Annotated in this window: 13 protein-coding genes; 5 read left to right on the top strand and 8 right to left on the bottom strand. The window is 72.6% G+C overall.

Features of this window, described 5'->3' with window-relative positions; translation table 11 throughout:
* Window positions 1–62: 62 nt before the first annotated feature.
* Window positions 63–920: a molybdate ABC transporter permease subunit gene (gene modB, locus KUM39_RS18540; RefSeq protein WP_217786814.1), complete on the bottom strand. Its 858-nt coding sequence runs from the start codon at window positions 918–920 to the stop codon at window positions 63–65.
* Entirely contained in the window at window positions 917–1,750 is an 834-nt protein-coding gene (gene modA, locus KUM39_RS18545) for a molybdate ABC transporter substrate-binding protein (RefSeq protein ID WP_217786815.1), read from the bottom strand. The genes modB and modA overlap by 4 nt, the downstream gene beginning before the upstream one ends.
* A gap of 224 nt (window positions 1,751–1,974) precedes the next feature.
* Between modA and KUM39_RS18550 the strand changes: the two genes are divergently transcribed.
* Window positions 1,975–2,472, top strand: coding sequence for a molybdopterin-dependent oxidoreductase (locus KUM39_RS18550; protein ID WP_217786816.1), 498 nt, complete (start codon window positions 1,975–1,977; stop codon window positions 2,470–2,472).
* 33 nt (window positions 2,473–2,505) lie between these two features.
* Here KUM39_RS18550 and KUM39_RS18555 read toward each other — a convergent pair whose 3' ends face one another.
* The 3 genes from KUM39_RS18555 to KUM39_RS18565 form a co-directional block, all read right to left on the bottom strand.
* Window positions 2,506–2,901 (bottom strand): TOBE domain-containing protein, encoded by a 396-nt coding sequence (locus tag KUM39_RS18555; protein WP_217786817.1) that lies wholly within the window; start codon window positions 2,899–2,901, stop codon window positions 2,506–2,508.
* 160 nt (window positions 2,902–3,061) lie between these two features.
* Window positions 3,062–5,014 carry an APC family permease gene (locus KUM39_RS18560; protein ID WP_217786818.1) on the bottom strand — a complete coding sequence of 651 codons (1,953 nt, stop codon included), beginning with the start codon at window positions 5,012–5,014 and terminating at the stop codon, window positions 3,062–3,064.
* A 443-nt stretch (window positions 5,015–5,457) separates the two neighbouring features.
* Window positions 5,458–5,988, bottom strand: coding sequence for a universal stress protein (locus tag KUM39_RS18565; RefSeq protein ID WP_217786819.1), 531 nt, complete (start codon window positions 5,986–5,988; stop codon window positions 5,458–5,460).
* 393 nt (window positions 5,989–6,381) lie between these two features.
* Here KUM39_RS18565 and KUM39_RS18570 point away from each other — a divergent pair, with 393 nt between their 5' ends.
* Together KUM39_RS18570 and lysA are read left to right on the top strand one after the other, a co-directional pair.
* On the top strand, window positions 6,382–6,720 hold the full coding sequence (locus KUM39_RS18570; RefSeq protein ID WP_217786820.1) for an SAV_915 family protein: 339 nt from the start codon (window positions 6,382–6,384) through the stop codon (window positions 6,718–6,720).
* On the top strand, window positions 6,717–8,126 hold the full coding sequence (gene lysA / locus KUM39_RS18575) for a diaminopimelate decarboxylase (RefSeq protein ID WP_217786821.1): 1,410 nt from the start codon (window positions 6,717–6,719) through the stop codon (window positions 8,124–8,126). The genes KUM39_RS18570 and lysA overlap by 4 nt, the downstream gene beginning before the upstream one ends.
* Before the next feature lie 204 nt (window positions 8,127–8,330).
* Here the strand turns inward: lysA and KUM39_RS18580 are convergent, their stop codons facing one another.
* Entirely contained in the window at window positions 8,331–8,519 is a 189-nt protein-coding gene (locus KUM39_RS18580) for a DUF5999 family protein (protein WP_217786860.1), read from the bottom strand.
* A gap of 340 nt (window positions 8,520–8,859) precedes the next feature.
* Complete coding sequence (locus KUM39_RS18585) at window positions 8,860–9,444, bottom strand: hypothetical protein (RefSeq protein WP_217786822.1); 585 nt, start codon at window positions 9,442–9,444, stop codon at window positions 8,860–8,862.
* Between the two features lie 572 nt (window positions 9,445–10,016).
* Between KUM39_RS18585 and KUM39_RS18590 the strand changes: the two genes are divergently transcribed.
* Window positions 10,017–11,534: a glutamate-cysteine ligase family protein gene (locus tag KUM39_RS18590; protein WP_217786823.1), complete on the top strand. Its 1,518-nt coding sequence runs from the start codon at window positions 10,017–10,019 to the stop codon at window positions 11,532–11,534.
* Between the two features lie 239 nt (window positions 11,535–11,773).
* Entirely contained in the window at window positions 11,774–12,514 is a 741-nt protein-coding gene (locus KUM39_RS18595) for a CPBP family intramembrane glutamic endopeptidase (RefSeq protein WP_217786861.1), read from the top strand.
* A gap of 73 nt (window positions 12,515–12,587) precedes the next feature.
* On the opposite strand, the gene KUM39_RS18600 is transcribed toward KUM39_RS18595, so the two are convergent.
* On the bottom strand, window positions 12,588–13,124 hold the full coding sequence (locus KUM39_RS18600; RefSeq protein WP_217786824.1) for a nitroreductase family deazaflavin-dependent oxidoreductase: 537 nt from the start codon (window positions 13,122–13,124) through the stop codon (window positions 12,588–12,590).
* Window positions 13,125–13,243 lie beyond the last annotated feature (119 nt).

A 13,243-nucleotide genomic window follows, 5' to 3' on the forward strand; every position in this document is an offset into this window, starting at 1 on the left:
TGTTCGCCGGGCGCCCGTCGCGTCGTACGCCTTCGATGGTCCCGCATACGCGCCCTCCCGCGTCAGGAGCCGGTCAGCCAGCGGTCGCGGAGGGCGGCCAGGACGGTGATCGACACGGCCAGCAGGACCAGGCTGAGGGCGATGGCGGCGTCCGGGTCGTTCTGCAGCGCGAGGTAGACGGCGAGCGGCATGGTCTGCGTACGGCCCGGGAAGTTCCCGGCGAAGGTGATGGTCGCGCCGAACTCGCCGAGCGCGCGGGCCCAGGCGAGCACCGACCCGGCGGCGATGCCGGGCGCGATCAGCGGCAGGGTGACCCGGCGGAACGCGGTGAACCGGGACGCGCCCAGTGTCGTGGCCGCCTCCTCGAAGCGCGGGTCGGCCGCCCGCAGGGTGCCCTCGACGCTGATCACCAGGAACGGCATCGCCACGAACGCCTCGGCGATGACGACGGCGGTGGTGGTGAACGGCAGCGTGATCCCGAACCAGGAGTCGAGCAGTTGTCCCACGACACCGTTGCGGCCGAGGGCGAGCAGCAGGGCGACACCCCCGACGACCGGCGGCAGCACCAGCGGGAGGGTCACCAGGGCGCGGACCAGGCCCCGGCCGGGGAAGTTCGTCCGGGCCAGCAGCCAGGCCAGCGGGACGCCCAGGACCAGACTGACGGCGGTCGCGGCCGTGGCGCTCAGCAGGGAGAGCCGCAGCGCGGCCCACACCTCGGAGCTGGTGAGCTGGTCGGGCAGGGTCGCCCAGGGGGCGCGGACCAGCAGGGCGAGCAGCGGCAGCAGCAGGAAGGCGAGCGCCACCAGGCCCGGCACCAGCAGCGGCAGCGGCACCCCGCGGCGGCCCGCGCGCACCGGACGGCGCCGCGGCCGCCCCGGACGGGGGCCGGCCGCGGCGCCGGACTTGTCGAGCGGCGTCACGGCTTCAGGAACCCGGCCTCACCCAGTACCTTCTGGCCCTCGGGCGACTGGACGAGCGCGATGAACTCCTTGGCCGCGGCCGGGTTCTGCGCGTTCTTCAGCAGGGTGATCGGATAGTCGTTGATCGCGCTGCTCGACTCGGGGAACTCCACGCCCGCCACCTTGCCACCGGCGGCCTCGACATCGGTCTTGTAGACGACCGCGGCGTCCGCCTCCTTCAGGACCACCTTGTTGAGCGCGCCCTTCACGTCCTCCTCGTAGGAGACCGGGGTGAGCTTGAGGTGGCTGGCGTCCAGGGCCTTCTGGGCGGCGGCGCCGCACGGCACCGTCTTGTCGCACAGGACGACCTTCAGACCGGACTTGGTGAGGTCCTTCAGGCTGGTGATCTTGTCGGGGTTGCCCGGCAGGGTGGCGATCTCCAGCTGGTTGCGGACGAAGGTGGCGGGGGTGCCCTCCGCGTCCTTCTTGTCCGTCACGATCGCCATCGTCTTCGGGCTGGCGGCGGCGAACACGTCGGCCGGGGCACCGCTGGTGATGGTCGCGGCGAGGGTGTCGCTGCCGCCGAAGTTGAAGTTGACCTTGGTGCCGGGGTGGGCCTGCTCGAACTCCTTGCCGAGCGTCGTGAAGCTCTCCTTCAGCGACGCGGCGGCGAACACGGTCAGATCGCCGGAGATCTTCGAGGACGCCGACGCCGACGCGGAGCCCGAGGGGGTGGCCTTGGCCGTGGAACTGTCGGACGACGAGGAGCAGGCGCTCAGGGCCAGCAGCGCGGCGGCCCCCGCACCGGCGAGCTGGACGGTCCGCCGGGTCCGGTGCACGGAACGGGTCATCACGGATTAACTCCTCGGGTTCTGTCGAACACTTGTCGCGCCGTGGCCCGGCCCCAACGTGCGGCAACCTGCGGCCGTGGGGTGATCATACTGCCGCATCTGCCAGGTGTAAGTCTGTTGTCGTATCGCACCGGCCCCCGCTCGGGGCGTGAAGGCCCGCATGTGCGTTTGTACGGGGCGGTGGCGCGGGTACCGTCCTTACGTGCTGCAGGAGGTGGTCGCAGGTGACGCTCGCCGAACTCGCCCTGACCGGTGATCTCGTACGCCCGGTCCGGCTGACCGTGCCGGACCTGCTGCGCTGGCCGCAGCACCGCGCGGACGTCAGCTTCGACTGCCAGACCAGCGGCACCCAGCGGCACGTCTTCACCGGCCCCCGGCTGTACGACGTGCTCTCCGCCGCCGGACCGGGTTTCGACCCCGCCCGCCGCAAGGACCGGCTGCGCTTCCTCATCGCCGTGACCGGCACCGACGGGCACTACGCGCTGCTGTCCTGGGCCGAGATCGATCCCGACTTCGCGGACGCCCCCGTGCTGCTCGCGGTGTCGATGGACGAGGACCCGCTCGACGGCGCCGGATCGCAGCTGGTGCTGCCGCAGGACCGCTGCGGTGCCCGGCACATCAGCGGTATCACCGCGATTCGCGTGGAGGGCGGGCACGGCTTCGGCAGCCCGGCTCCTCCGGTACCGGCCCGTGAGGGCAGGACGGCGGTCGCGGCGCCGTAACCACGCGGGGCGCGCCGCCGGGTGGTCCGTGGCTCAGATCCGGTCGATGTGCACGTTGGTGGACTTCACCCGCGCCGTCGCCTCCACGCCGACCTCCAGGCCGAGCTCCTCCACGGCCTCCCGCGTCAGCAGCGAGACCAGCCGGTGCGGGCCCGCCTGGATCTCCACCTGGGCGGCCACGTCACCGAGCTTGATCGCGGTGACGATGCCGGGGAACGCGTTGCGCACCGAGGTGTACGGGGTCTCCTCGTCGGTGCCGCCCGCGCCCGCCAGTTCGACGGAGAACGCGGCGAGGTCCGCGCCCGCGACCAGGCGTCGCCCGGCCTCGTCCCGATGGGTGGCCACCCGGCCCGCGTCGGCCCAGCGGCGGGCGGTGTCGGGACTCACGCCGAGCAGCCGCGCGGCCTGGCCGATGGTGTAGGACTGCATGCGGCTCACGATAGGGCCCCCGGGCCCGGATCGCGGAACGCGGGGCGGCCCGCCCCGGCGCGCCGTACTCGCTCCGACCAGCGCGGCCGTCGTCGGCCGGTGCGCGCGGCGGCGCTGAGGCCGGTCCCAGCCGGTGCGCGCGGCAGCCGTGGGGCCGGTCTCAGCCGGTGTGCACGCGTGGTCGGCGGGCCCGGTCCGGTTCGGCCTCGCGCAGCACCTCGCGGGTGACCGGGGCGACCTCGCCCTGGCCGAAGAGGAAGAACCGCAGGAAGTTGGCGAACGGACTGCCCTCGGTCCACTCGAAGTAGATGTGCGGGATGCGGCCGGTCAGATCCCGTACGTGCATCAGCAGCGCCGCCAGCCCGTTCGGGATGGAGGACGACTCCACGGTCAGCACCCGGTACCGGTTGTGCAGCACCTCGCCGCGCACCGTCAGGCACGCCTCGAACTCGGACGGGTCCTTCACCGTGACCTCGACGAAGACGAAGTCCTCCTGCTCGGGCATCTCGTTGTCGGCGCGGATCTGCTCGATCTTGTCCCGGTACTCGGCCTTGTCCCGGCTGCCCGGCTCGTTGGCGATGAACCGGATCTTCCGGCTCGCCATGTCCCGTACGAACCGCTCCGCCATCGGGTCCATCGACACGCTGGTCACCCGGAGTTCCAGGGAGCGGGCGATGCGGGACAGCAGGGAGACCAGGATGATGCCCGCGATGAAGCAGGCGCCGATCTTCACACCGTCCGGGCGTTCGATGACGTTGACGACGGTCGTGTACAGGAACACCACCGAGATCACCGCGAACAGGATCGTCCAGCCCCGCTGGCGTGCCTTGCGGGCGGCGATGGTCACCGCGATGGCGGCCGAGCTGATCAGCACCAGCACACCGGTGGCGTAGGCGCCGCCCTGCGCGTCCACGTTGGCGTCGAAGAGCCAGGTCACCAGGAACGCGATCAGGATGAAGACGATGACCATCGGGCGGACCGCCCGCGCCCAGTGCGGGGCCATGCCGTAGCGGGGCAGGTAGCGCGGCATCAGGTTGAGCAGGCCCGCCATCGCGGAGGCACCGGCGAACCACAGGATGAGGATGGTCGAGATGTCGTAGACCGTGCCGAAGACCCCGCCGAGGTACTGGTGCGCGAGGAAGGCGAGGGCGCGGCCGTTGGCCGGGCCGCCCGGCCGGAACTCGTCCGCCGGGATCAGCAGCGTGGTGATGAAGCTGGTGGCGATCAGGAAACAGCTCATGATCAGGGCGGCCGTGGTGAGCAGCTTCTTGGTGTCGCGGATGCGGCCCGCCGGATGTTCCTCGGTGTCGCCCTGGTCGCCCTGGACGTGCGGCATCACGGCCACGCCGGTCTCGAACCCGGAGAGGCCGAGGGCGAGTTTGGGGAAGACGATCAGGGCCAGGCCGATCATCACGAAGACGCTGCCGTGCTGGGCGGTCAGCGCGGCGGTCCAGTCGGTGACGACGTGGGAGGCGGTGGCGACGTGCCACAGGCCGGTGATCACGACGACCACGTTCAGCGTGAGATACACGCCGACCAGGGCGACCGCGACTCCCATCGCCTCCAGGAAGCCCTTGAGGAACACCGCGCCGAGCAGGGCCACCAGAATGAGGGTGATCAGCAGCTGGTGGCTGTCGAGCAGGCTGTTGAGATGCGGGTTCTCCACCAGGTGGGTGGAGGCGTCGGCCGCCGACAGCGTGATGGTGATGAGGAAGTCGGTCGCCGCGAAGCCCAGCAGGGTCAGCACGAACAGCTTGCCCTGCCAGAAGGAGAGCAGGCGTTCCAGCATGGCGATGGAGCCCTCGCCGTGCGGGCTCTCCTCGGCGACCCTGCGGTAGACGGGCAGCGCGCCCGCGAGGGTGACGACGACCAGCACCACGGTGGCGATGGGGGAGAGCAGCCCGGCCGCGAGTGCCGCGATACCCGGCTGATAACCGAGGGTGGAGAAGTAATCGACACCGGTCAGGCACATGACCCGCCACCAGCGCTGGCCCTTGTGCGGAGGCTTCGGCTCCGCGTGCGGACCCGTGTGGCCACCGGGCTTGCCCATGTCGGACAGCCCCTCCAGCATCCAGGCGCGCAGGCGACTGGAGGGGGGCTCGGTCGTGGCCATCGGCGTGCTCCTGTGGGTGGCGTGAGCTGTTTCCGGCCATCACTCGGACGGCGGCACCAGCGTAAGCAGAGAGTGACGTACGGGCCTACGCGATCAAGGCGGCATGGCGTCAATCTTGCGTTAAGAAGGGCCGGATGAGCGGACACTTCAGGAGGTAACCGCCCCGTTTCCCCGTGGAGCGGAGAAGCGGTGGCCGCCAGCGAGCCTCAGGGAGCGGGCGGAACGGGCGGGGTGCGGTCCGGCTGTCGGACACCGAGCGTCATCGTGCCCGGCGGTTCCATGCTGCCTTTCCGCCCGCCGGGGCGCAGCCGCTGGGGGCGCGAGGGGCGAGGCCGGGGCGCCGGGTGACGCGGAGCCGGGTGACACCGGGTCGGGGTCGGGTCGTCGCGGCGCGGACGCCGGTCCCGGCCGGTACACGTCGTACCCACCGGAACACGCCACGCCTACAGGCCCCGCGTGCTCATCGGCAGGTGCCACGCGTTGCGGCGGTGCGCGGTGACGAGGGCCGACTCCAGCGGGGAGGGCGGGACCGCGAACACCGGGCAGGTCGCGTGGGCGAGGCAGTAGCGGGCGATCCGGCCCGCGAACGCGCGGCGCGGCCCGCGCCGCCCCGCGCCGATCACCAGTACGTCGTCGTCGCGGTCCGCCGTCACCACCAGCGCCGGGCCCGGCGTGCCGCGCACCAGCAGGGCGTGCGTCGGCACGCCGGAGCCGTCCTCGCCGAATATCTCGTCCAGTACGGCGGCCAGCCGCTGCCGTGCCAGCCGCTGCCACTCGTCGGCGGGCGGTACGGCACCGGGTGTGCGGCGCGCGGTCGGGTCGCCGCCCGGCGGCTCCCAGGCCAGCACCGGCCACAGCGAGGCACCCGTACCGCGCGCCAGCAGCGCGGCCCGGCGCAGCGCCCGGACACTCCCGAGGGAACCGCTCACCCCCACCAGAACACGGGGGGTTGCCGAGGGGAGGGGACCGGACATGGCTTCACCGTTCGTCGAGTGGGGGGCGGGGTGGGGTTGCGTGCGGGAGTGCTGCGGGTGGTGCGGGTGGTGCGGGTGGTGCGGGTTCGGGTGGTGCGGTGTGGGGGTGTCCTTCCATCCCACGTCCGACCGGCCCGTTGGACCAGTCGGGGGACGAAGATTCTGGCGGGTTCCTGACGCGGGTGCCGGGTGCCGGGTGCCGGGGGCCGCCGGGCGCTCCGCGCGCGCCGTCAGCGTCGCGTCAGGGTGGGCCGCCTCCCCGTCAGCAACGCGTCATGAGGTGCCCCGGCACCCGGCGGGCCGGGCATAGCGTCCATGACGGCCCCGGTCCGCCTCCCCGCGTCCGGGGCCTTCGAGGCCAACCCACTCCTCCGCTCCTCCCAGGAGGCACACATGTCCGAAATCGTCCACGGCGACGACCCGGAGCCTTCCGAACCCGGCCCGGCCGGGACGCTGTTCGTCCCCGTCCGGCCGGGACCCGCCGGGTGCGCGACCCGTCTGTTCCGCACCCCGCTGGGCGACCGTACGGCCGTCGCCTTCACCTCGGCCGCGCGGCTGGCCGCCACCCTCGGCCCCGGTCAGCCCTGTGTCCGGCTCGCCGCACCCGCCCTGCGCGCCCTGACCGCGCCGCTCGGGGTGCACCGCCTCGTCGTTGACCCGACTCTCTCCGCACCGGCGGTCGCCCCGGTCGCCGGTACGGCCGTACGGGTCCCGGAGGTGAGCACCCGATGACCGCACGGCGGACGATCACCGTCCCGGCACCGGCGGGCGTCGTTGCGGAGCCGCTGGACGCGGCCCCGGGCGCGGGCGGACCGGTGGGCGCTCCGAGCGGGGCCTCCGCCCCCGCCGACCTGTCCGTCTGGCCCGCCTCCGCTGCCGAACCCCGCGCCGGAGACCTGAGCGTCGGCGGAGTCCCGCTGGCCGAGGTCGCCGACCGGTTCGGCACCCCGGTGTACGTCCTCGACGAGGGTGAGGTGCGCGACCGCTGCCGTGCCTACCGGCGGGCGTTCCCCGAGGTCGAGGTGCTGTACGCGGCGAAGGCGTTCCTGTGCCGGGCGATGGTCCGGTGGACCGGTGAGGAGGGGCTCGGGCTCGACGTGTGCTCGGCGGGCGAACTCGAACTCGCCGTCACCAGCGGCTTCCCGGCCGACCGGATCGTGCTGCACGGCAACGCCAAGTCCCCGCAGGACCTGGCGACCGCGCTGCGGCTCGGCGTCGGCCGCGTCGTCATCGACAGCACGGCGGAGATCTCCCGGCTCGCCGCCGCGCTCGGCCCCGGCGACCGGCAGCGGGTCCTGGTCCGGGTGGTGCCCGGTATCGCGGCGGGCGGCCACGCGAAGATCCGTACCGGTACGGAGGACCAGCAGTTCGGGCTCTCGGTGCGGGACGGGCACGCCCAGCACGCCATCGCCCGAGTGCTCGACCAGCCCCGGCTGCGGCTCACCGGGCTGCACTGCCATCTCGGCTCGCAGATCACCGAGGTCAAGCCGTACGTCACCGCCGTGCGGCGGATGGTTGGGCTGCTGGCGCGGGTGCGGGACCAGCACGGGGTGGTGCTGCCCGAGCTGGATCTCGGGGGCGGGCACGGCATCGCCTATCGGCCCGGTGAACCGTTCCTCGACCCGGCCGTGCTGGGCCGCCGGGTCCGGGCCGAACTCCACGCGGCGTGCGCGGCGGCCGGGCTGCCGGTGCCCCGGCTGATCATCGAGCCCGGCAGGGCCATCGCCGGTCCGGCGGGCGTCGCGGTCTACCACGTCCTCGCGGTCAAGCACACCGGCGACCGCACCTTCGTCGCGGTGGACGGCGGCATGAGCGACAACCCCCGGCCCGCGCTGTACGGCGTGCGGTACGCGCCCCGGCTGGTCGGCCGGGACAGCGGCGCCGACCCGGTCCCGGTGACCGTCGTCGGCCGCCACTGCGAGGCCGGTGACGTGCTCGCCGAGGCCCTGCTCCCCGCCGACGTACGCCCGGGCGACCTGCTCGCCGTACCGGTGGCCGGGGCGTACCACCTGGCGATGGCCTCCGCGTACAACATGGTGGGCCGCCCGCCCGTGGTCGCCGTCCGGGACGGTCTTGCCCGGCTGCTGGTCCGGCGGGAGTCGGCCGCGGATCTCGCGTCGCGGGACGTGGGGGTGTGAGGGGGCGGGGCGTGCCGTGGGGGAGACGGGCCCCCGATGCCGCAGCCCCGGACGGACGCGGCCTACATGCCCGCGCCCACCGTATCCGTCCGTACGGCTACGGAACGTAGCCGGGCCCGGACACGCGTCGGGGCCGGTGCGCACGGTGCGTGCGGCCGGCCCCCGGTGTCGCCGGACGGTGTCCTCAGCCGTCCGGGGTGCCGCTCAGGCGGCGGTGGTGACCCGGTGCGGGGCGATCACGCGCCCGTCGGGGAGGAGCTCACCGGTGTCCTCGAAGAGCAGGACGCCGTTGCACAGCAGACTCCAGCCCTGTTCCGGGTGGTGAGCCACGAGACGGGCGGACTCCCGGTCGGCGGACTCGGCGGGCGGACACGGCGGCTGGTGCTGACACATGGGCGGGTTCTCTCGCTCGGTCGTGGTCATCTTCGTCCCCCGTGATGTGGTCGGTCGGAACCCAGTGTTGCCCTCCGGGCGTCGTTCCGCAGGGATTTCGCGGCACCGTCTCCCACTCCTGGATGACGCGTCACCCGGCCGGGCGGTTCAGCCCAACCCCCCGGTCCCTTCGGGTGGTTCGGGGTGGCCTGCGTGGGCCATGCGGGGACCGCCCGCGGACGGCGGCCGGGGGTTCGCGCGGACCGGCGGCCGGGGGTGTGCGGCCGGTCGTACAGCCATACCGCCGTACCCCGCGCCTCGTGCGGGCGTGGGGTACGGGGTACGGCGGATCACCGGTGGGTCAGGCGGGCGAGCCGAGCAGCCGTGCCGGACCCGCGCGGTGGGTGAGCAGTGGGAGCAACTCCGCGACCGCGTGCGGACGGTGGGCCGGGATGCCGGGCGGAGCCGGGGCCAGCGGCACCAGCAGGTCGGTGGCGGCGGGCGTGCCCTCGCCGGGGTCGGCGGCGATGTCGCCGTGCAGCCACAGGGTGAGCATGTACAGGCCGGGCACGGACAGCAGACGCGGCTGGTACGGCCCGGTCAGCGCCTCGGCCTGCTGGAGCGCTCTCTCGGTGGACGCGATGTAGGGCCCCTCGAAGAAGTGCGAGAAGGCCCAGCCGTCCGGCGTGAGCATGGTGTCGGCAGCCGCCACCGAACGCTCGCCGCAGCGGATCAGGAAACGCCAGCCGGCGAGTCTGGTGGCCGACGGACCCTGTGCGGTGAGGCGGTCCAACACATGGACGGGGAGCGGGAGTTCGGGCGTCGCCGGGCCCTGGGTGGCGCGCAGGGACGGGGTCCGCGCCTCGCGGACGGCGCTGGGGGAACCGAGGGCCGTGAGGACGGAACGCAGTGCGGGCGCGGGTGCGGGGGACACGTGCAGGGGCATGGTGGGTCGCCTCTCGTTCGACAGGCAGGACGGCGCGGGAGAAAGAAGTGAACGGACGGCGCTGTCTGCTCGCAGATGGCCGGAGAGGTGGGGCCCGGGGCTGGTGGACGAGGGTGCGGCCGTGGTCTGCGGTCCGTCACCTCGACGGCAGCGACAACAGCGGAAACCAGGACCGGGGGCACCAACCTTTGGCCTTCAACGGGAGTTTATACGACAGGTGTTCGCACCCGGTTTCCGCTAACCGGCCGCGCGGAAAACGGCAAGCGGATATTCGGTCGGATTCCCCCTCGATCCACCTCGGATTTCCTCCCGCCCACCCGTACCCACCTGGAAATATGCTCCGGTAACGGTCGGCCGAATGTCGTCGGCGTTTTTCACGAGGCGATCCGGGCACACGGCATCCCATGCCGCGGCATGCCTGGTGAATGTGCCGCGGGGAATATGCGACGAGAGTAGCGGGCGGAGGGGCCGTGCGGGGCGTTATCGATCGCCTCCGCTGGGCATCATCCACCCTGACCCCCGGGACCCCGGCCGCCGTGCCGGGCGCCCGACCAGCCGAGGAGGACACTTCGATGGGGGAGAAGGTCGTGGCGGGACAGGCGCGTCTGTCCGACCGCAGGCGATACCGGGAAAAGCTCCAGAAGTGTCTGGTGGGCCTGGAGCGGCTGCTCGACGAGAAACGGTTCGACCGGCCCAAGAACCTCATGGGCCTGGAGATCGAGCTCAATCTCGCGGGCGCCGACGGCACGCCCCGGATGCTGAACGGACCGGTCCTGGAACGCATCGCCAGCCGTGATTTCCAGACCGAACTCGCGATGTTCAACCTGGAGGTGAACATCGCCCCGCACCGCCTCGGCGGCCGGGTCCTCGACCAGTTGGCGGAGGAACTGCGCACCTCCCTCGCCTACGCCGACCGCAAGGCGGGCGAGGTGGACGCCGGGATCGTCATGATCGGCATCCTGCCCACCCTCGGCCGGGACGACCTCGTCTCCTCCAACCTCTCCGAGGCCGACCGGTACACCCTGCTCAACGACCAGATCGTGGCCGCGCGCGGGGAGGACTTCCACCTCGACATCGAGGGCGTCGAGCATCTGGTGTGCACCTCGAAGTCCATCGTCCCCGAGGCCGCCTGCACCTCCGTCCAACTCCATCTCCAGGTCACGCCGGGCCGCTTCGCCGACGTGTGGAACGCCGCCCAGGCCGCCTGCGCCGCGCAGATCGCCGTCGGCGCCAACTCGCCGTTCCTGTTCGGGCACGAGCTGTGGCGCGAGTCCCGCCCGCCGCTGTTCCTCCAGGCCACCGACACCCGCCCGCCCGAACTCCAGGCCCAGGGGGTGCGCCCGCGCACCTGGTTCGGGGAGCGCTGGATCTCCTCCGCCTACGACCTGTTCGAGGAGAACCTCCGCTTCTTCCCGTCCCTGCTGCCGATCTGCGACGACGAGGAACCGCTGGAGATCCTGGACGCGGGCGGAATCCCCCGGCTCGCCGAACTCGTCCTGCACAACGGCACGGTGTACCGCTGGAACCGGCCCGTCTACGACATCGCCGACGGCGTGCCGCATCTCCGCGTGGAGAACCGCGTGCTGCCCGCCGGGCCCACCATCACCGACGTGATCGCCAACGCCGCCTTCTACTACGGCCTGGTGCGTGCCCTCGCCGAGGAACCGCGCCCGGTATGGACCCGGCTGCCCTTCGAGGCGGCCGAGGCCAACTTCGACGCGGCCTGCCGACACGGCATCGACGCCCGCTTCGTCTGGCCCCGGCGCGGTCGCTACGGCGGCACGGGCGAGGTGGACGCGGTCACCCTGGTCCGCGACGAACTGCTCCCGCTGGCGGCGGCGGGCCTGGACGCCTGGGGAGTGGAGGCCGCCGACCGCGACCTCTACCTCGGGGTGATCGAGGAACGCTGCCGCCGCCGGGTCAACGGCGCCTCCTGGCAGGCGGCCACCTTCCGGAGGTTCCTGGAGAGCGGGCTCAGCAGGGAGGACGCCCTCGCCGCCACGACCCGGCGGTACGCGGAGCTGATGCACGCCGGGGAGCCGGTGCACACCTGGCCGGTGGGGCTGCCGGAGCCGGTGCCACTGGGGTGAGGGGTCCCTCCGGGGGTTCGCGGGGGTGGGGGTGCGGGTTCTCTCCGGGGGGTTGGTGCGGGGTGCGGAGCGCGAAGTCCCTGCACCCTGCCGCCCCCGTGACGTCCCCGCCCCCGCCCCGCTACGCGCTCCACAGGGCGATCCGGCATGCTGTGATTCCACGCTGGACGAACCCAGGAGTGCACGTGCAGACCGACCCGGTGGCAGAGACGTATCCGGCCGAGCGGCTCCCGCGGCGTATGTTCCGGGACGAGACCCTGCTCGTACTGGCCCTGTCACTGGGCGCCAGCGGGGTGTCCGCGCTGATCAGCTTCATCGGCTCGGTCACCAAGCCGGGCGGCCTCAAGGACCAGGCGGCGACCCTCAACGCCTCGGCCGCGCCCGGCCGTCCGTGGCTCGACCTCGCCTGGCAGCTGTTCGGCATCGCCACCGCCCTCGTCCCGGTCGCCCTCGTCGCCCATCTGCTGCTCCGCGAGGGCCGCAGCCTGCGCACCATCGGCTTCGACCGCGCCCGTCCCTTCCCCGACCTCGGCCGGGGCGCGCTCATCGCGGCCGTGATCGGCAGCGCGGGGATCGCCTTCTACCTCCTCGCCCGCGGCCTGGGCTTCAACCTCACCGTCGTACCCGAGGCACTGCCGGACGTGTGGTGGAAGTTCCCCGTACTGATCCTCTCCGCGATGCAGAACGCCATCCTCGAAGAGGTCATCGTCGTCGGCTATCTCCTGCGCAGGCTCGGGCAGTTGGGCTGGACGCCGGGCACCGCGCTGGTGGCCAGCGCCGTACTGCGCGGCTCGTACCACCTCTACCAGGGCATCGGCGGGTTCATCGGCAACATGGTCATGGGCGTCGTCTTCGTACTGCTCTACCGCCGCTGGGGCCGTGTCGGACCCTTGGTCGTCGCGCACTCGCTGCTCGACATCGGCGCCTTCGTCGGATACGCCCTGCTCGCGGGCAAGGTCGGCTGGCTGCCGACCGCCTGATCGGCTCGGCCGCGCGGGCAGCCGCGCCGATCGGCCACACACGCCCGCTGTCCCGGTCCGTGTGGCGGGGTGATCACGCCTCGGCGGACGCGACTCCCTTGCCGGTGTCGGGGGTCGCGGCCGTCGGCTCCAGGAGGAAGATGCGGAAGATGCCGCGCCCACTGTTGTCCAGGTACTTCTGGTACACGGCACCGGAGGCGGTGAAGAACCGCCACACCTCGTCGTGTTCGGCGCCGTCCAGGAGCCGGGCGGTGACGGGCAGTTCCTGGTTGTCCAGGGTGACCGTCGCGCGGGGCGTGGCGAGGAGGTTGCCGGACCAGGCGGGGTGGGCGCTGCCGCCGAAGTTGGAGGCGACGACCGCGAATCCGTCCCCCTGTGGCTTGTAGAACAGCGGCGTGGCGCGCGGTTGCCCGCTCCGCCGCCCGGTGGTGGTGAGCAGCAGAGTGCCCGCGCCGGTCGTACCGCCGAAGCTGTAGCGGCCCTTGCTGCGGCTGAGCAGGAACCGGTCGGTCGGCACCATCGCGGTGCGCATGACGGTGACGAACCAGGGCTTGGCCGCCAGTCGGACCATCGTCTTCCAGAGGCGGCTGCGGACGGCGTCGGAGATCACGGAGAGACTCCCGGTGGTCGGGTGCGGGGTGGAGACAGGGATTCCACAGGGTGCACGGGATCAGGGGGGTCCGGGGTTCGACGTGGAGTGTCCGGGGCTCGGCGGGGTTCTGGTTGGGG

It is taken from the genome of Streptomyces corallincola (genome assembly GCF_019104725.1).
Lineage (GTDB): Bacteria > Actinomycetota > Actinomycetes > Streptomycetales > Streptomycetaceae > Streptomyces > Streptomyces corallincola.